This is a genomic window from Roseomonas sp. GC11, assembly GCF_024437745.1.
Lineage (GTDB): Bacteria > Pseudomonadota > Alphaproteobacteria > Acetobacterales > Acetobacteraceae > Pseudoroseomonas.
Genome location: NZ_JANFNY010000051.1, coordinates 19,408 through 35,580 on the forward strand (window position 1 = coordinate 19,408; position 16,173 = coordinate 35,580).

Sequence of the window (16,173 nt, forward strand, 5' to 3'; positions counted from 1 at the left end):
GCGCCCGCCGGCCCTGAGAGAAAAAAGAAGGGGGCCCGGGGGAATTCCTTCCCCCGGACCTCATTTTTCTCCCCTTTCCCCTGCCCGCCGCCGCGCCGTGGAGGAGTATGAGTCATGCGAGCTGATGCCGAGGCCCTGCGCGGGCAGATCGAGGATTCCGTGGCCCTGCTGCGCCGCCACCTGGACTGGGACGTGGCCGTGCGCCGCCTGGACGAGGTGAATGCCCGCGCCGAGGACCCCACCCTGTGGGAGAAGCCGGACGAGGCCCAGGCCGTGATGCGCGAGCGCAACCGCCTGGCCGACCAGATCGAGGGCGTGCGCCGGCTGGAGCAGAATGTCCGCGATGCGCTGGAGCTGATCGAACTGGCCGAGGCCGAGGGCGATGAGGGCACGGTGGAGGCCGCCCTGGCCGACCTCCAGGCCTATGCCGAGGAGTCCAAGCGCCGCGAGATCGAGAGCCTGCTCTCCGGCGAGGCCGATATGCGGGACTGCTTCGTCGAGGTGAATGCCGGCGCCGGCGGCACCGAGGCGCAGGACTGGGCGCAGATGCTGCTGCGCATGTATTCCCGCTGGGCCGAGAAGCGCGGCTACAAGGTGACGCTGACCGAGGAGAGCGAGGGCGAGCAGGCCGGCATCAAATCCGCCACCATCCAGGTGAGCGGGCCGAACGCCTATGGCTGGCTGAAGACGGAAAGCGGCGTGCACCGGCTGGTGCGGATTTCGCCCTTCGACGCCGCCGCCCGCCGCCAGACCTCGTTTGCGAGTGTCTACGTCTTCCCGGTGATCGACGATAAGATCGAGATCGAGATCAACCCGGCGGACCTGAAGGTGGACACCTTCCGCGCCTCTGGCGCCGGCGGCCAGCACGTGAACAAGACGGAATCGGGCGTGCGCTTCACGCATATCCCGACCGGCATCGTCGCCGCCTCGACGCAGGACCGCAGCCAGCACCGCAACCGCGCCATCGCCATGGATATGCTGAAGGCGCGCCTCTACGAGCTGGAACTGCGCAAGCGCGAGGAAGCCACCGCCGCGACCGAGGCCGGCAAGACGGATATCGGCTGGGGGCACCAGATCCGCTCCTATGTGCTGGCGCCGTATCAGCTCGTCAAAGACCTCCGCACCAATGTCGAGAAGGGCAACCCCGACGCGGTGCTGGATGGGGAGCTGGATGATTTCATGGCGGCGGCGCTCGCCTCCCGCGTGGGCGCGCACCGCTCGGAGGCCAGCGCCGCGGCGCGCTGACAGGCCGGGAGGGAGAAGGAATTCTCCCTCCCGGACCCTCCCTCATCTTTTTCTGTCAGTGGGTGGGGTATGGACGATCTGTTTCCGCGGCCGCAGGACCGGCATGATCCGGGGGGTAAGGTGCGGCTCGTCGTGGCGGGGGATGTCGTCAGCCGGGCGACCTTCTCGGCCTGCGGGCGCTACCGCACCTTCCTGGAACGGCGCTGGGACGGGGCGCCCTTCGGCAGCCCGGGCTTCGTCGCCTGGATCATGATGAACCCCTCCACCGCCGATGAGCAGGTGGACGACCCCACCGTGCGCCGCTGCCGTGATTTCACCCGGCGCTGGGGCTTCGGCGCCATGGTGGTGCTCAACAGCTTCGCGCTGCGCGCCACCCGGCCCGCCGCGCTGCTGGAGGCGGAGGACCCGGTGGGGCCGGGCAATGACGAGGCCATCCGCGACTGGTCGAAGCGCGCGGCGCGGGTGATCGCCGCCTGGGGCCTGCCGCCCAGGCCGCTGCGCTGGCGCGGGGCGCAGATCGCGGCCATGCTCGCCGCCGAGGGCCTGCGGGCCGAGGCGCTGAAGGTCACCGCCTCCGGCCAGCCCGGCCACCCGCTCTACATCGCCGGGGATACGCTGCCCGTGCCCTGGCCCTCCTGACGGAAGGTCCAGGAAGCTCAGCTTCCTGGCGGGGGTCCAGGGGGCAGCGCCCCCTGGTGCTTTCTTCCTTCTCAGGCTTTCAGAAGAATTTCCCCGATTTCCTCCAGGATCATCGGGTCATCGATGGTGGCCGGCACGGTGAATTCCTCCCCGTCGGCCAGTTTCCGCAGCGTGGCCCGCAGGATTTTCCCGGAGCGTGTCTTGGGCAGGCGCTGCACCACCCGCGCCCGCTTGAAGGCGGCGACCGGCCCGATGCGCTCCCGCACCAGGGCGACCAACTCGGCTTCCAGCACGGCTTCCTCCTTGACCACCCCCGCCTTCAGCACGACGAGGCCGAGGGGCGCCTGCCCTTTCAGCGCGTCCTTCACCCCCACCACCGCGCATTCGGCGACATCGGGGTGGGCGGCCAGAACTTCCTCCATCGCCCCGGTGGAGAGGCGGTGCCCGGCGACATTGATGATGTCATCCGTGCGGGACATGACCCAGACATAGCCTTCCGCATCCACCATCCCGGCATCGCCCGTGTTGTAGTAGCCGGGAAAGGTGGCGAGGTAGGCCTCCCGGAAGCGTGCATCCGCCCGGTAGAGGGTGGGGGCGCAGCCCGGCGGCAGGGGCAGGCGGATGGCGAGGCTGCCGGTCTGCCCCGGCGGTACGGGGTGGCCGGTTTCGTCCAGCGCCGCCACCGCATAGCCGGGGGCGGGCTTGCCGCCGGAGCCGGGCCGCATGGGGAACAGCCCGGCGCCGCGGAAATTGCCGGTGATGCACCAGCCGGTTTCCGTCTGCCACCAATGGTCGATCACCGGGCGGCCGAGCAGCTTCGCCGCCCAGAGCGCCGTATCCGGGTCGCAGCGTTCCCCGGCCAGGAACAGCGCCTCCAGCTTCGAGAGGTCATGCCCGGCGAGCAGCTTGCCCTCCGGGTCCTCCTTCTTGATGGCGCGCAGGGCGGTGGGGGCGGTGAAGAGGGTCCGGGCCCCGTATTCGGCGCAGACGCGCCAGAAGGCGGCGGCGTCCGGCGTGCCCACTGGCTTGCCCTCGTAGAGCAGGGTGGTGCAGCCCGCCAGCAGCGGCCCATAGACGATGTAGGAATGCCCGACGACCCAGCCGACATCGCTGGCCGTCCAGCAGACATCCCCCGCCTTCAGCCCGTAGAGCAGCCCCATGGAGTGATGCAGCGCCACGGCATAGCCGCCGCCATCACGCAGGATGCCCTTGGGCTTCCCGGTCGTGCCGCTGGTGTAGAGGATATAGAGCGGATCGGTGGCCGCCATGTCCACGCAGGGGTGGGGGGTGGCGGCGTCCATGGCGGCGTGGAGATCCTCGTCCCGGCCGGGGGTGAGGTCGCAGCGCCAGGCCTCGCGTTGCAGCACCAGGCAGCCCGCCGCCGGCCGGTGTGGCGAGAGGCCGAGGGCGGCATCCAGCAGCGGCTTGTATTTGACCACCCGCCCCGGCTCCAGCCCGCAGGAGGCGGAGAGGATGAGCTTCGGCTCCGCATCGGTGATGCGGGCGGCGAGTTCGGCCGCCGCGAAGCCGCCGAAGACGACGGAGTGGACGGCGCCGAGCCGGGCGCAGGCCAGCATGGCGAAGGCGGCCTCCGGCACCATCGGCATGTAGATGACAACACGGTCCCCCACGCCGATGCCGCGCGCGGCCATGGCGCCGGCGAGGCGGGCGACGCGGTCCAGCAGCGCGTCATAGGTCAGGCGGGCCTTGGCGCCGGCCAGCGGGCTGTCCCAGATCAGCGCGTCCTGCCCGCCGCGGCCGGCGGCGACGTGCCGGTCCAGCGCGTTGTGGCAGAGGTTGAGCCGGCCCTCCGGGAACCAGCGGCCATAGATTCCGGCCCCGGCGTCGAAGGCGCGGCCGGGCGGTGTGGACCAGTCGATGCCGGCGGCGGCGCGCAGCCAATAGCCTTCCGGATCGCGCCGCCAGGCGGCGTGGAGGGTGTCGTAGCCCTCGCTCATGGCGATACCTCCTTTTTTTATTGTTTTTAGAAATCTTCTTTTTCTGAAGAAAAATTTCTTTCAGGCTGCCGCCGTTTCCCGGCGCAGTGGGACGCTGCACTGAAAAAGTTTTTTGGTTCTTTTTTTCAAAAAAGAACATTTTTAAGAATACTTCAAAAAAACGAAGGGGGGCTGATGGCCCCCCTTCTGGTCGTCGCGCCGCGTTGTGCGGGGCGGATCAGCGGCGCAGGCGGGCGGTCTGGCCCTGCGGGGTTTCCGCGGCGTCATCGGCGAAGATGTCGCGGTCCTTGGTCTCGGGCACGAAGAAGATGCCGATCACCACGGTGAAGAGGGCAATGCCCACCGGGTACCAGAGGCCGAAATAGACGTCGCCGGTCTGCGCGATCATGGCGAAGGAGGTGGCGGGCAGCAGGCCGCCGAACCAGCCATTGCCGATGTGGTAGGGCAGCGACATGGAGGTGTAGCGGATGCGGGTCGGGAAGAGCTCGACCAGCGCGGCGGCGATCGGGCCGTAGACCATGGTGACGTAGATCACCAGCAGCGTCAGGATGCCGATCAGCACCAGCTGCTGCTCTCCGAAGATGTCGAGCGGGTGGTTGACCTTGACGACGGAGGCGTTGGAGGCGGCCGGGTAGCCGGCGGCGGTGATGGCCGCGCCCAGCACCTGGGTGAAATTGGGCTGGCTGGTGGAGATGCTGGTCCCCGCCACCACCACATTGGCGGCGGCGCCGGCCGGGGCGGCCTCGACCTTGTAGTTCACCGAGAGGCGGGCGAGGGCGGCCTTGGCGATGTCACAGGAATTGGTGAACTTCGCCGTGCCGGTCGGGTTGAACTGGAAGGAGCAGTTGGCCGGGTCCGCCTGCACCACCACGGAGATGTTCTGGTGGGCGGCGTGCAGGGCCGGGTTGGCCTCGGCGCTCATCAGCTTGAAGAGCGGGAAGTAGGTGAGGGCGGCGAGCAGGCAGCCGCCGAGGATGATGGGCTTGCGGCCGATGCGGTCGGACAGCGAGCCGAAGACCACGAAGCCGCCGGAGCCGAGCAGCAGCGCCCAGGCGATCAGCAGGTTGGTGGTGTAGGGGTCCACCTTCAGCACGGAGCCGAGGAAGAACAGCGCGTAGAACTGACCCGTGTACCAGACCACCGCCTGGCCGGCGACGAGGCCGAGCAGCGCGAAGATGGCGATCTTGGCGTTCTTCCACTGGCCGAAGGCCTCGGAGATCGGCGCCTTGGAGTGGGTGCCTTCCGCCTTCATCTTCTTGAAGGCCGGGCTTTCCTCCATCTGGGTGCGGATCCAGACGGAAATGGCCAGCAGGAAGATGGAGACCAGGAAGGGCACGCGCCAGCCCCATTCCTTGAAGGCTTCCTGGCCGGTGATGGCCTGGGTGCTCAGGATGACGATGAGCGAGAGGAAGAGGCCGCCCGTCGCCGTGATCTGGATGAAGGAGGTGTAGAAGCCGCGCCGGCCATGCGGCGCGTGCTCGGCCACATAGGTGGCGGCGCCGCCATACTCGCCGCCCAGCGCCAGGCCCTGGAGGCAGCGCAGCACGATGAGAACAATGGGGGCGAGGATGCCGATCTGCTCCGCCGCCGGCAGGATACCGACGATGAAGGTGGAGGCGCCCATGATCACGATGGTGATCAGGAAGGTGTATTTGCGCCCGACGAGGTCACCGAGCCGGCCGAAGACCAGCGCGCCGAAGGGGCGGACGAGGAAGCCGGCGGCGAAGGCCAGCAGGGCGAAGATGTTGCGGGTGGTCTCGTCGAAGATCGGCCTGCCATCCGCACCAAGCACGGTGAAGAACTTGGCGGCGATGAAGGCAGCGAGCGACCCGTAGAGGTAGAAATCGTACCACTCGAAGACGGTGCCCAGCGAGGAAGCCAGGATCACGCGCTTCTCCTCACGCGTCATCGGCCGAGTCGCCGCCTCTGTTCGTGGAATCGCGGATGCCATTTCGAACCATTCCTGCCCTGCCGGGGAGGTGCGGTTCGCCGCCTCCCCCCGGTTCTTTGTTGATCTTCCGCGCTTCTTGGCCGCGCGGTCGTCAGCCCGTCAGTCCGGCCTGATGCCATGTCAGAGTGACGACGCCCGGATTGTGACCTTGCCATCCGGGCGGTGAAATCGCGGAAAGCCAGACAGGGAGACAATGACGAAGATTTCATATCCATCTCGGATTGTGAACCAGATTTTGGAACCTTCCTGAAGAAGGGCCAAACCGCGATCCGCCCAGGCAGGTCGTGCCCTTCCGGGCGAGGTGATTTATGAATAAAAATCCATTTAGCCTTGGGGCGCGTCATGCCGCTTGCGCAGGCCTGCCTGCAACGTCTGGGCAGGCGGGCCGTTCGTCCCATATCTGCCTGGGGGGCCGGCCCGCCCGCCAGGTGGGCGGGCCGGCCCCCCGCGTCAGAATCCTCGCCGGCGACACGGCGAAAGCGAAAACCAACTGGCATCTTCGCGTGAGGGGCGTCAGCATGCGGAGGGAAGGAAGCCTTGATGGATACGCTCCGCACTCTGGCTGACCACTCGATCCGCCGCGTCCTCGGCGGTCTGGCATTGGGTATCGCCCTGATCATGGCCGGCCTGGCGGCAGAGCCGCCGCTGGCCCTGCAGAGTGGCGCGCTGCTCACCGCCGCCGTCTGGCTCGGCCTCTGGGGGGCCGCCCAGCGTGCGCCCGATATGGACCTGCGCGGCGGCGCCCTGTGGCGGCAGCTTTCCGTCCTCGCCGGGGAGGGCGCACGCCAGATGCGCGGGGCGGAGGGGCATCGCCGCCTCGCCGCCATCCTGGCCGAGCGCCTGCTCTGGCATGCCGACCGCACCGCCCTGGCGGCGCTGGGCCTTGGCCTCGCCGCCCTGCTCCTGCACGCCCTCCGCTTCCTGCGGGGCTGACGTCCTTTCCGCCAGCGGTTGACGGACCCTTCCGCAACGGGAATGCTGGCCCGGCGTCAAGGGAAGGGTTGGGCCATCTCGGATCAGGACACCACGCTGGTGCTGGAGACAGCAGGCGCGCACGAGGAGGAGGCCAAAGCCTCTTCCCAGGCCGTGCCGCCCTACAGCCTGGACCATTCGGTGGGCCATCTGCTGCGGCGCGCGCACCAGCGCCATGCTGCCCTGTTCCAGGACCGGGGCGCGGTTGGCGGCCTGACCTCCACGCAATTCGCCACCCTGCTGAAGCTTGCCGAGCTGGGCCGCGCCACGCAGAACGCCCTGGGCCGCGCCGTGGCGCTGGACCCGGCGACCATTCAGGGCGTTGTCGCCCGGCTGCGGGACCGTGGCCTTGTCGAGGTGGGGCGCGATCCGCTGGACCGCCGCACCGTTGTCCTCTCCCTCGCCCCGGCGGGGGAGGCGGTGCTGGCCGAGGCCGTCGCCCAGGGCCGCCGCGCCAATGAGCAACTCCTGGCGGCGCTCTCGCCGGAAGAGCGCGGGGCGCTGATCCGCCTCTTAAGACGCCTCCTGGGCTAATTTTTCTTTCAGGCTGCTTTTTTTTCAGGCTGCCGCCGTCTCCCGGCATAGCGGGACGCTACACTGGAAAAAGTTTTTTGGTTCTTTTTTCCAAAAAAGAACTCTTCTTACTCTGCCCTTCGTTTCCGCCGCAGCAACCCGAACAGCACGCCGATCCAGGGCGAGGCTGCCAGCCCGCCGAGCAGGCTGACGAGGCTGAGGCTGGCGCGGGCCTGGGCGAGGGCGGCATCGCGCAGCAGGCGGGCCTCGATTTCCTGGGTGCTGGGCCGGTCGCGCAGGGCGGCGAGGATCAGCAGCAGGGCCAGCAGCGCATCGATGGCGAGCAGCAGGGCGGCGCGGCCGAGCGGGGTGAGCGCCGGCTCCAGCGCCAGCCAGGCCAGCAGATGCATCATGGCCAGGGCGGCGCAAAGAAAGACGGCCCCCACCGCCCCCAGCGCGAGGCGCAGCGCCAGGCGGCGGCTGAAGAGGCCCAGGCGGACGCGCTCCGCCTCCAGGGAGGCGTTGGCGAGGCGGAGGATCCTCACCGCATCAGCGCCGCAGCATGCGGGCGAGGAGGTAGCCCACCCCCATGGCCACGGCGATGGTGGCCAGCGGGCGTTCGCGCGCCACCTCCATCACCTGCCCGGCCTCGCGGCGGGCGGTGTCGCGGACATGGCGGGCGGCCTGCTGGGCGCGGTCGCCGGCGCGGGAGAGGGTGGGGCTGACCTGCTCCTCCAGGATCTGGTCGAGTCGCTGGCGCAGATCGGCGAGGCGCTCCTCGACGGAGCCGGTATCGATGCTCTGGGAAAGACGGCGCATTCTCATGCCCTCCTGGCGGGTTTGGCTCAGTTGGTGGCGCGGTCGAGGCTGCGGCCCAGACGCTCGCCCGGGCCACGCGGCGGGTCAATGGTATCGCGCAGGTTCTGCGCCGCATTGTCCACGTTGCGCCCGGCGCGCTCGGCCGGGCCTTCGTTGCAGGCCGCCAGCGGCAGGGCGAGAAGCAGGGCGGGCAGTGCCGCCCTCATCAGTTTTTGCATGTCCACATCTATCCCCGGGGGGGCTCCTTGCTTCGTCCCCGGTGCAACACCGCAGCCCCGGCGGCGGTTGCGCCCTCACTGCGCCGCGCTGGCCTCCCGCGCGGCGGGGCGGAGGGGGAAGCGGAGCGAAAGCTCGGTGCCGGCCTCGTGGCGCATGACGATCTCGCCGCCCAAATGCTGGGCGAAGCCGCGGATCAGCGTCAGGCCGATGCCCTTGCCGCTCTCCTCCTCCTCCAGCCGCATGCCCAGCCCGTCATCATGGACGCGCAGCGTCACCTCCTCGCCCTCGCCGCGGACGGAGATGGTGAGCTGCCCGCTGCGGGCATCGGCGAAGCCGTGCTTGATGGCGTTCGTCACCGTCTCGGTGATGAGCAGGGCGAGGGAGACGGCCTGGTCGGTGATGATCTCCAGCTCATCGGCTTCGACGGTGAGGCGGATGCGCTGGCCCGGCCGCTCGCCCAGGGCCGCGAAAAGCTGCTGGGCCAGTTCCTCCAGGAAGGGGCGCAGCGCGATCACCTCGAAGGTCTGGTTGGTGTAGAGGTGGCGGTGCAGCGTGGCGAGGGCCTGGACGCGGTCGCGGGCGGTGGCGAATTCGGCGCGTGCCTTCGGGTCGCGCAGGCGGTTGGCCTGGAGGTTCAGCAGCGAGGCGACGATCTGCAGGTTGTTCTTCACGCGGTGGTGGATCTCGGCCATCAGCAGGTCGCGCTGGCGCAGGGCGTTGCGCAATTCCTCCTCCCGCCCGCCCAGGGCCTGGGCGGCCTCGGCGAAGGCCTGTTCCAGGGCGCGGACCTCGTCGGGCTCGCCGCGCCGGGGGGAGGGGCCGAAGGGCGCGCCGGGCCGCCATTGCCGCACCCGCGCGGCGAGGGCGCGCAGCGGCCGGGCGATGGCGAAATCCGCCCCCAGCACGATGACGAGGAGGCAGGCGAGGAGGAAGGCGGCCAGTTCCAGCGCGCGGCGCAGCAGCACGGCCTGGGCGGCGGCGCGGATGGTGCCGGTGGGCAGGCCGACCAGCACGCCGAGCCCCGCTTCCAGCCGGGCGCTGGCATAGGCGAAATCGGCGCCGTGGCGGGAGAGGCTTTCCACCGCCTGCCCCGTGCCGCGGCCGGAGAGGGTGGCGAGCAGCTCGGGCGAGGGCAATTCATCGGCCGCGGCGCCGGGGGTGAGGGAGAGGGCCTGCCCCTCGCGGTCCACCAGCCAGACGCGCGGGCGGGCCTCGCCGGCGCGGGCGGCGCGGCTTTCGGCGAGGCGGAAGGCCTCCAGCCGCAGGCTGACGGCGATGACGCCCTGGCGGTCCGGCAGGGCGAGGGCGGCGGTGAGCACGGGCAGGCCGGTGAGGCGCCCGGCGCGGAAGGGGCTGAGCACCATGCCGGTGCTGGCCAGGGCCTCGCGCCGGAGGGGGTCTTCCGCCATGTCCGGCATGTCGGGGCGGGTGAGGGCGCTGCACCGGATGGTGCCATCGGCGCCGATCAGCCAGAGATTGGTGTAATGGCCGTTGTTGAGCCTGTGCAGGCCGCGCAGCAGGTCGGCGCAGCTTTCTTCCTGGCCCAGGCGCGGTTCGCGGGCGAGGCCCGTCAGCGTGCCCTGCAGATATTCGAGGATGGCGCCGTGGCGTGCGGCGGCGACCTCGCCCAGGATGGCGGCGGTGCGGCGCCCGGCGGCGAGTTCGGCTTCATAGCCGAGGACGGCATTGGCGCCGGCGATGCCGATGACGGGCACGCTGGCCACCAGGAGCAGGAGCATCATGCGGCCGCGCACGCCGCGGAGCAGCCGGTGCCAGGCGAGCGGCCGGTCCCTGGAGGCGCCCGATGGTGCGCCGTGTGGTGCGCCCGATGGTTCGCCCGATGGTTCGCCGGTGGGGGCTGCCAGCCGGGCTTGCGCGGGTGCGGGCTTTGGTGTGTCTGGCGGTGCCTCTGGTGCCCGGGCCAGCCGTGGCACGCTGGGGGTCACGGCTTGCCGTCCCGGCTCCTGTCCTGCTCGATCAGCCGCAGCAATTCCTCCGGGATGGGCTCCTTGGCGATGTCGTCATACATCGCGTGCAAACCCCGCTGGAGCCAAAGGTCAAAGGCGGCGTCAGGCGTGCCCTTGCGGGCAGGCCGGACACTCGGGCGGGGGGCATCGACAGCCGGGTCCGCCAGCATGCGCTTGTCTGCTCTTTCGTCCATCAGAGTCCCGGGTTCATGGCCCGCCCCTCGGCGGCGGAGCCCTGGCCCCGGAGGTTAGCACCGCGCCCGCGCGCCTCACCAGATGCCTGCTGTGCCTGCCGGGTGGCCGGCCCCGCCGGGATCTTCGCCGCGATCTTCGTGCCCGCGGTCTGCCCGGCCTCCTTGCGGTTCTCCTTGCCGGCGGGGCGGCGGGGGGCGGGCTTCTCGCCCATCAGCCAGGCTTCCAACTGGCGGCGGGCGCGGAAGACGCGGCACTTGGCCGTGCCGACGGCGCAGCCCATCGCCTGGGCCGCCTCCTCATAGGAAAGGCCCTGCACCGTCACCAGCAGCAGGGCGGTGCGGTGATCCTCCGGCAGGTCCGTCAGGCGGCGGCGCAGCTCGCGCAGCGCCAGGCTGTCCTCCTGCGCCGCCGGGCGGGCCAGGGCCTCGGCCGGGGCGTGGTCCATGTCGCAGGTGTCGCGCCGGCGGCGGATGTCCGAGAGGAAGCGGTTGCGCAGGATGCGGAACATCCAGGCGCCGAAATTCGTGCCGGGGGTGAAGCTGTGCTGCGCCGCCAGGGCGTTGCTCACCGCCGCCTGCACCAGATCATCGGCATCGGCGCGGTTGCGCGTCATGGACACGGCCTGCACCCGCAGGCGCGGCAGGAGCGCCACCAGCTGCTCGTGAAAGCTGGGGCCTTCCACCAGGGCGGCGGAGGTCGGTTCAGCCTCGATCGGGGTCACGCTGTTCATGGTGTTCTGCTCGCCTTGCATGACCCACCAATGCCGCAGCGGCGCGGCGGGTTGCAGGGAAGGGCGTTAATAAATGCATATCTGATATGCATTCATTAAAGAAACCTTTCCATATCCCGATGGATTCAGGGGGCAATCAATGTTCCCCACCCGCACCCCCCGCCGCCTGCGCGGCCTCCCCACTCTCCCCCTGGTCCTCCCTCGGGGTTTCTCCGGGCGCCCAGCCCCGCGCCAGGGCTGCCCTGGCACGGGCCACGCGCGCCTTCACCGTTCCCACCGGCACGCCACAGACGGCCGCCGCCTCCTCATGCGAAAGGCCATGCGCGCCCACCAGGATCAGTGCCTCCCGCTGCGCCATCGGCAGGGTGTCGAGCGCGCGGGAGAGGTCGCCCACCGCGCTGTGCGCCTCCTGCACCGCGGGCTGCGCCCCGCGCGGGGGCAGGCGCTCCAGCGCCCGGCGCTCCGTGCCGCGGCGGCGCAGCTGCGCCAGGAAGACATTGCGCAGGATATGGAACATCCAGGCGCGCAGGCTGGTGCCCGGCACCCACTGCGCCTCGGCGCGCAGCGCGCGCAGGACGGCCTCCTGCACCAGGTCGTCCGCCTGGGCCGCGTCGCGCGCCAGGAAGCGGGCGAAGGCCCGCAGTTCCGGCAGCAGGGCCGGAAGCCCGGCGCGGATCGGGTCAGTGTGACTTGCCATTTTCCATCCAGCCGCGATCCTGCCGTGGGAACGAGGAAGAAGACGAGGGCCATGCGATGAACGCCGTCACCCAGGCCGAGCTGCTGCGCAGCCTGCCCCCCGCCCGCCGCTATGCCCGAGCCCTGAGTGGCAGCCAGGTGGCGGGGGACGCGCTGGTGGCCGCCGCCCTGCGGGAGGGGCTGCCGCCCCTGCCGGCGCGCCTCGCCCTTTATGCCGGGGTGACGCGCCTCGCCCCGCCGCCCGCCGAGCCCGCCATGGGCGCCAGCCTCTCCCCGCGCGCGCGCCAGCTCCTGCTGCTGACGGCGCTGGAGGAATTGCCGGTGGCCGAGGCCGCCCTGGTGGTGGGCGTGACCACCGATGTGGCGGAGACCGAGCTGGACGAGGCCCGCGCCGCCCTGCGCGATGCCGCCGCCACCGACATCCTGGTGATCGAGGATGAGCCGATCATCGCCATGGATGTGCGCCAGCTGGTCGAGGCCTGCGGCCACCGCGTCGTCGGCGTCGCCGCCAGCGAGGCCCAGGCGGTGCGGATGGCGCAGGAGAGGAAGCCGCGCCTGATCCTGGCCGATGTGAATCTGGGCGCCGGGGGGGATGGCATTTCCGCCGTCAACCGCATCCAGCGCGAGGTGCAGGTGCCGGTCATTTTCGTCACCGCCTATCCGGAGCGGCTGCTGACGGCGGAGCAGGTGGAACCCGCCTTCGTCATCTCCAAGCCCTTCGAGCCGCTGGCCCTGGCCATCGCCACCTACCAGGCTGTCTCCGCCACCGTTCCGATCGGCTGAAACCGGCGGGGGAAACGCGGCGTTGCTGGGGCGATGCCGCCCGCGCGACGCCGGCATTTTCCCCAATGGACCGAAGGAAACGGCTCTCATGCTGTACTGGACGCTGATTTTTCTGGTGGTGGCCCTGGTGGCCGGCGTGCTCGGCTTTTCAGGCGTGGCCTCGGCGGCCAGTGGCATCGCCAAGATCCTCTTCGTCATCTTCCTGGTGCTGTTCCTGGTTTCCCTGGTGGCGGGGCGCGGCTGGGTCTGACCGCCCGCCCTTTCCGGCCCTTGCGTGGGCCGGGCCTGTCATGGGCCGGACCTGTAGCGGGCGGGGGAGTTTCTCCCCCGCCCGATGCGCGTCAGAGGCGCGGGCCGTTCTGCGGATAGGCGCCGGAGGTGTTGGAGTCCGTCGCCCGGTCATAGCTGCGGGTGGCGGCGGTGCCGGGCGGGTTGGCGCGCGTGCCGTCCGACTGGGAGGGGTAGGCGCCGGAGGTATTGGTGCCTGCCGCGCGGTCCAGCGTGCGGGTGGCGGCGGTGCCGGGCGGGTTGGCGCGCGTGCCGTCCGACTGGGCGGGATAGGCGCCGGAAGTGTTGGTCCCCGCCGCGCGGTCATAGGCGCGTGCGGGGGCGCTGCCATCCGGCCCGGAGGAACAGGCCGCGAGCCCCAGCAGGGCAGCCGACACCAGAATGGCGAAACCGATCTCGCGCGAGCGCAACATGGGGGAATTCCTTGGACTGGGGGGAAGGCCATGCGGGCGGCCTGCCGCCTCAACGCCCTGTTCCCCGCAGGGTTCCAGCCCCGCGCGCAAATCCTTCCGGCAACTTTCCCGCTTTTTTTTCAGGCTGCCGCTGTCTCCCGTCACGGCGGGCCGCTTTTTTTTCGGGCTGCCGCCGTCTCCCGTCACGGCGGGCCGCTTTTTTTCGGGCTGCTGCCGTCTCCCGTCACAGCGGATCGCTGAACTGAAAAAGTTTTTTGGTTCTTTTTTTCAAAAAAGAACCCTTTTCCTTCTTCTTTTCCTTACCCCCTGGCCCGCTGCCGGCTGCGCCAGAGGTGCCAGAGGTAGCTGCCGAGGACGCCGCCCAGCACGATGTAGCTGAAAGGCTCCAGCGCATTCTCCACCTGGTCATACTGGTCGCGCAGCAGGTAGCCGGCGGCGGCGAGCAGGCTGGTCCAGAGCAGCCCGCCGAGGCCGCTCCACAGGTAGAAGACCGGGCGCGGGATGCGGGCCAGCCCGGCGGGGACGGAGATCAGCGTCCGCACCGCCGGCAGCAGCCGGCCGAAGAACAGGGCGATGGGGCCGTAGCGGCGCAGCGTGGCCTCGGCCCGGTCCATTTCCGCCGGGGAGGCGCCGAACCAGCGGCCATAGCGCGCCGCCAGCGGCCGCAGCCGGGCGCTGCCGATGGCGCGCGCCGCCTCATACCACACGCCATTGCCCAGCAGCGTCCCCGCGCCCCCCGCCAGGATGGCGGCGGCGAGGGACATGCGTCCCTCGGCGGCGGCGAAGCCGGCCAGCGGCATGATCACCTCCGAGGGGATCGGCGGAAAGACATTCTCCAGGAACATCAGCAGCATCACGCCGGCGGGGCCGGCGCTGGCCACGAGATCCGTCACCCACTCGATCATGCCGCACCCCCGAACAGGCGCAGCACCACCCGGCGGCCACGCGTGTAGTTGAAACCGGAAACCTCCCCCAGCACCCGTGGGGCGAGGCCGCGCGCGCTGGCCGCGGCCTCGAAGGCGGCGAGGTTGCGCGCCTCCACCGCCACGGCGCGGCCCGGCGCCGCGGCCAGGAACTCGGCCGCCGCCGCGCCATCGCGCAGCAGCGCCGTGCGCGCGCCGGTGGCGAAGAGCAGCGAGGGCTCGTGATAGCCAACGACGCCGAGCTGCTCCGCCGCCAGGCCCGGCCGCTCCGCCGCCACCAGCGCGGCGAGGCGCGGGCCGACCCAGGGCGCCTCCAGCCGGGGCAGGGTGGCACCCAGCACCACGGCATAGAGCGGCACCGCCAGCACCGCCCCCGCCAGCGCCGCCTGCCCCGGCTGGCCGCGCCGCAGCGCGGTGAAGATGCCCCAGAGCAGCAGCGCCGCCGCCGGCAGGCCGAGCAGCGCCAGCGGGTCCACCCGCCCATCCGCCAGCCAGGGCAGCACCCCGGCCGCGCCGCCGAGCCCGAGCGCCACCAGCCCGAGCAGCCCGAGGCCCAGCCCGCGCAGCCAGCGCGGCGCCGGGCGGCGCAGCGGGTCCATCGCCCAGGCCGCGCCCAGCAGCATCAGCGCCGGGAAGGTGGGCAGGGTGTAGTGGGGCAGCTTGGTCGCCACCGCCTCGAACATCAGCCAGGAGGGCGCGGCCCAGGCCAGCAGGAAGCGCGTGGCCGGGTTCATGCGGTCCCGCCACGCGCCGGGCAGGGCGCGCAGCACCAGGAAGGCCAGCGGAAAGGCGCTGAGCGCGAAGGTCAGCAGGTAATAGCCCGGCGGGCCGCCATGGGCTTCCTCGCCCGAATTCACCTTGGAGAGCATGTCGCCCCCCACGGCCTGGGCGAAGAACCGCCCCTCGGTGGCGATGCCGATGGCGATGAACCAGGGCGCGGCCATGCCCAGCATCAGCGGCACGCCCCAGCCGGCGCGCAGCGCCCCGAGCCAGCGCGCCGAGCGGTCGGCGATGCACAGCGTGGCCACCGCCAGCAGCGCCACCAGTGGCCCGATCGGCCCCTTCAGCAGGATGGACAGGCCCAGCACCGCCCAGAGCAGCCCCGCCTGCCGCGCCGTGAAGCTGCCGGGGGCGAGATAGGCCCGCCCCAGCAGCCCCATGGCGATGGCGACGGTGCCGAGCAGTGCCGCATCGGTCTTGGCGATATGCGTCTCCACCACCAGCACGGTGGAGCAGGCCAGCATGGCGGCGGCGACGAAGGCGGCGCGCCGCCCCACCAGCGCCCGGCCCCAGTGGAAGGTCGCCAGCACCGCCGCCAGCGCCCCCAGCAGCGAGGGCAGGCGGTAGGGCCAGATCTGCGTCCGGTCGCCGAGATGCAGCGCCTCGGCCAGATGCACGGAGGCCGCCTGCGCCCAGTGGATGCCCACGGGCTTCTTGTTGCGCTCCTCCTCGCCCAGGCGGATGCGGACATAGTCGCCGCTTTCCACCATCTGGCGGCTGGCCTGGGCGAAGCGGCTTTCGTCGCGGTCGCCGGCGGGGAGGGTGGCGAAGCCCGGCAGCCAGAGCGCCAGGCAGAGCAGGGCGAGCCACAGGCGCGGCCGCCGCGCCTCCGGCAGCCGGTCGAGCAGGTCAGGCAGGGAGAAGGGCATGGCGCGCCGGCTGTAGAGCCTTTTGCCGCCGGGTGTATAGCGACAAAGCGTGAAGGCGCCCCCTCACTCCCTCGACAGGGCGGGCGCTTCCGGCCCATAGCAGGGGCGATGAAGCCGCCCGCCGCCTCCGCCCCTGCCCGCCCCGTTCCTGCCCGCCCCGCCGCTGGTGCCGGCGCCGTGCCCGCCCGCCCCGCCGGCGACCGCGACGAAAGC

Annotated in this window: 18 protein-coding genes; 6 read left to right on the forward strand and 12 right to left on the reverse strand. The window is 70.9% G+C overall.

The window, feature by feature from the left end; all coding sequences use genetic code 11:
• Positions 1–114 precede the first annotated feature (114 nt).
• Together prfB and NON00_RS15895 are read left to right on the forward strand one after the other, a co-directional pair.
• The gene (gene prfB / locus NON00_RS15890; RefSeq protein ID WP_256022865.1) at positions 115–1,245 is read left to right on the forward strand and encodes a peptide chain release factor 2; all 1,131 of its coding nucleotides are present in this window, start codon (positions 115–117) and stop codon (positions 1,243–1,245) included.
• Positions 1,246–1,314: 69 nt separating this feature from the next.
• Positions 1,315–1,884 (forward strand): DUF1643 domain-containing protein, encoded by a 570-nt coding sequence (locus tag NON00_RS15895; RefSeq protein WP_256022867.1) that lies wholly within the window; start codon positions 1,315–1,317, stop codon positions 1,882–1,884.
• 71 nt (positions 1,885–1,955) lie between these two features.
• Here the strand turns inward: NON00_RS15895 and NON00_RS15900 are convergent, their stop codons facing one another.
• Positions 1,956–3,842: an AMP-binding protein gene (locus tag NON00_RS15900; protein WP_256022869.1), complete on the reverse strand. Its 1,887-nt coding sequence runs from the start codon at positions 3,840–3,842 to the stop codon at positions 1,956–1,958.
• A gap of 217 nt (positions 3,843–4,059) precedes the next feature.
• Positions 4,060–5,751, reverse strand: a complete 1,692-nt coding sequence (locus NON00_RS15905; RefSeq protein WP_256022871.1) for an MFS transporter — start codon at positions 5,749–5,751, stop codon at positions 4,060–4,062.
• Positions 5,752–6,333: 582 nt separating this feature from the next.
• On the opposite strand from NON00_RS15905, the gene NON00_RS15910 reads away from it, so the two are divergent.
• Positions 6,334–6,726 (forward strand): hypothetical protein, encoded by a 393-nt coding sequence (locus NON00_RS15910; RefSeq protein ID WP_256022873.1) that lies wholly within the window; start codon positions 6,334–6,336, stop codon positions 6,724–6,726.
• Between the two features lie 99 nt (positions 6,727–6,825).
• Entirely contained in the window at positions 6,826–7,299 is a 474-nt protein-coding gene (locus NON00_RS15915; protein ID WP_256022876.1) for a MarR family transcriptional regulator, read from the forward strand.
• A gap of 107 nt (positions 7,300–7,406) precedes the next feature.
• Here NON00_RS15915 and NON00_RS15920 read toward each other — a convergent pair whose 3' ends face one another.
• From NON00_RS15920 to NON00_RS15950, 7 genes are all read right to left on the reverse strand, one after another.
• Positions 7,407–7,823, reverse strand: coding sequence for a hypothetical protein (locus NON00_RS15920; RefSeq protein ID WP_256022879.1), 417 nt, complete (start codon positions 7,821–7,823; stop codon positions 7,407–7,409).
• A 4-nt stretch (positions 7,824–7,827) separates the two neighbouring features.
• Positions 7,828–8,097 carry a hypothetical protein gene (locus NON00_RS15925; protein WP_256022883.1) on the reverse strand — a complete coding sequence of 90 codons (270 nt, stop codon included), beginning with the start codon at positions 8,095–8,097 and terminating at the stop codon, positions 7,828–7,830.
• A gap of 26 nt (positions 8,098–8,123) precedes the next feature.
• Positions 8,124–8,315 (reverse strand): hypothetical protein, encoded by a 192-nt coding sequence (locus tag NON00_RS15930; RefSeq protein ID WP_256022886.1) that lies wholly within the window; start codon positions 8,313–8,315, stop codon positions 8,124–8,126.
• Positions 8,316–8,390: 75 nt separating this feature from the next.
• Positions 8,391–10,058: a sensor histidine kinase gene (locus tag NON00_RS15935; RefSeq protein ID WP_256022890.1), complete on the reverse strand. Its 1,668-nt coding sequence runs from the start codon at positions 10,056–10,058 to the stop codon at positions 8,391–8,393.
• A 200-nt stretch (positions 10,059–10,258) separates the two neighbouring features.
• The gene (locus NON00_RS15940) at positions 10,259–10,477 is read right to left on the reverse strand and encodes a NepR family anti-sigma factor (RefSeq protein ID WP_256022892.1); all 219 of its coding nucleotides are present in this window, start codon (positions 10,475–10,477) and stop codon (positions 10,259–10,261) included.
• The gene (locus NON00_RS15945; protein ID WP_256022894.1) at positions 10,477–11,208 is read right to left on the reverse strand and encodes a sigma-70 family RNA polymerase sigma factor; all 732 of its coding nucleotides are present in this window, start codon (positions 11,206–11,208) and stop codon (positions 10,477–10,479) included. Before NON00_RS15945 ends, NON00_RS15940 begins: the two co-directional genes overlap by 1 nt.
• A 136-nt stretch (positions 11,209–11,344) precedes the next feature.
• Positions 11,345–11,905 carry a sigma-70 family RNA polymerase sigma factor gene (locus NON00_RS15950; RefSeq protein ID WP_256022897.1) on the reverse strand — a complete coding sequence of 187 codons (561 nt, stop codon included), beginning with the start codon at positions 11,903–11,905 and terminating at the stop codon, positions 11,345–11,347.
• A gap of 56 nt (positions 11,906–11,961) precedes the next feature.
• Here NON00_RS15950 and NON00_RS15955 point away from each other — a divergent pair, with 56 nt between their 5' ends.
• Together NON00_RS15955 and NON00_RS15960 are read left to right on the forward strand one after the other, a co-directional pair.
• Positions 11,962–12,687, forward strand: coding sequence for a response regulator (locus NON00_RS15955; protein WP_256022900.1), 726 nt, complete (start codon positions 11,962–11,964; stop codon positions 12,685–12,687).
• A gap of 88 nt (positions 12,688–12,775) precedes the next feature.
• Complete coding sequence (locus NON00_RS15960) at positions 12,776–12,937, forward strand: DUF1328 domain-containing protein (protein ID WP_256022903.1); 162 nt, start codon at positions 12,776–12,778, stop codon at positions 12,935–12,937.
• Between the two features lie 91 nt (positions 12,938–13,028).
• On the opposite strand, the gene NON00_RS15965 is transcribed toward NON00_RS15960, so the two are convergent.
• The 3 genes from NON00_RS15965 to NON00_RS15975 form a co-directional block, all read right to left on the reverse strand.
• Positions 13,029–13,388 (reverse strand): hypothetical protein, encoded by a 360-nt coding sequence (locus tag NON00_RS15965; RefSeq protein ID WP_256022904.1) that lies wholly within the window; start codon positions 13,386–13,388, stop codon positions 13,029–13,031.
• Positions 13,389–13,687: 299 nt separating this feature from the next.
• Positions 13,688–14,293 (reverse strand): DedA family protein, encoded by a 606-nt coding sequence (locus tag NON00_RS15970; protein WP_256022905.1) that lies wholly within the window; start codon positions 14,291–14,293, stop codon positions 13,688–13,690.
• The gene (locus NON00_RS15975; RefSeq protein WP_256022906.1) at positions 14,290–15,960 is read right to left on the reverse strand and encodes a glycosyltransferase family 39 protein; all 1,671 of its coding nucleotides are present in this window, start codon (positions 15,958–15,960) and stop codon (positions 14,290–14,292) included. The genes NON00_RS15970 and NON00_RS15975 overlap by 4 nt, the downstream gene beginning before the upstream one ends.
• Positions 15,961–16,173 lie beyond the last annotated feature (213 nt).

Excerpts from the sequence above, each read along its gene's own strand:
- NON00_RS15975 (WP_256022906.1), bottom strand. The coding sequence starts at position 15,960 with ATGCCCTTCTCCCTGCCTGACCTGCTCGACCGGCTGCCGGAGGCGCGG.
- NON00_RS15955 (WP_256022900.1), top strand. The coding sequence starts at position 11,962 with ATGAACGCCGTCACCCAGGCCGAGCTGCTGCGCAGCCTGCCCCCCGCC.
- NON00_RS15910 (WP_256022873.1), top strand. The coding sequence starts at position 6,334 with ATGGATACGCTCCGCACTCTGGCTGACCACTCGATCCGCCGCGTCCTC.
- NON00_RS15905 (WP_256022871.1), bottom strand. The coding sequence starts at position 5,751 with ATGACGCGTGAGGAGAAGCGCGTGATCCTGGCTTCCTCGCTGGGCACC.
- NON00_RS15970 (WP_256022905.1), bottom strand. The coding sequence starts at position 14,293 with ATGATCGAGTGGGTGACGGATCTCGTGGCCAGCGCCGGCCCCGCCGGC.
- NON00_RS15895 (WP_256022867.1), top strand. The coding sequence starts at position 1,315 with ATGGACGATCTGTTTCCGCGGCCGCAGGACCGGCATGATCCGGGGGGT.
- NON00_RS15925 (WP_256022883.1), bottom strand. The coding sequence starts at position 8,097 with ATGCGCCGTCTTTCCCAGAGCATCGATACCGGCTCCGTCGAGGAGCGC.
- NON00_RS15940 (WP_256022892.1), bottom strand. The coding sequence starts at position 10,477 with ATGGACGAAAGAGCAGACAAGCGCATGCTGGCGGACCCGGCTGTCGAT.
- NON00_RS15965 (WP_256022904.1), bottom strand. The coding sequence starts at position 13,388 with ATGTTGCGCTCGCGCGAGATCGGTTTCGCCATTCTGGTGTCGGCTGCC.
- NON00_RS15935 (WP_256022890.1), bottom strand. The coding sequence starts at position 10,058 with ATGATGCTCCTGCTCCTGGTGGCCAGCGTGCCCGTCATCGGCATCGCC.
- NON00_RS15900 (WP_256022869.1), bottom strand. The coding sequence starts at position 3,842 with ATGAGCGAGGGCTACGACACCCTCCACGCCGCCTGGCGGCGCGATCCG.
- prfB (WP_256022865.1), top strand. The coding sequence starts at position 115 with ATGCGAGCTGATGCCGAGGCCCTGCGCGGGCAGATCGAGGATTCCGTG.
- NON00_RS15950 (WP_256022897.1), bottom strand. The coding sequence starts at position 11,905 with ATGGCAAGTCACACTGACCCGATCCGCGCCGGGCTTCCGGCCCTGCTG.
- NON00_RS15930 (WP_256022886.1), bottom strand. The coding sequence starts at position 8,315 with ATGCAAAAACTGATGAGGGCGGCACTGCCCGCCCTGCTTCTCGCCCTG.
- NON00_RS15960 (WP_256022903.1), top strand. The coding sequence starts at position 12,776 with ATGCTGTACTGGACGCTGATTTTTCTGGTGGTGGCCCTGGTGGCCGGC.
- NON00_RS15945 (WP_256022894.1), bottom strand. The coding sequence starts at position 11,208 with ATGAACAGCGTGACCCCGATCGAGGCTGAACCGACCTCCGCCGCCCTG.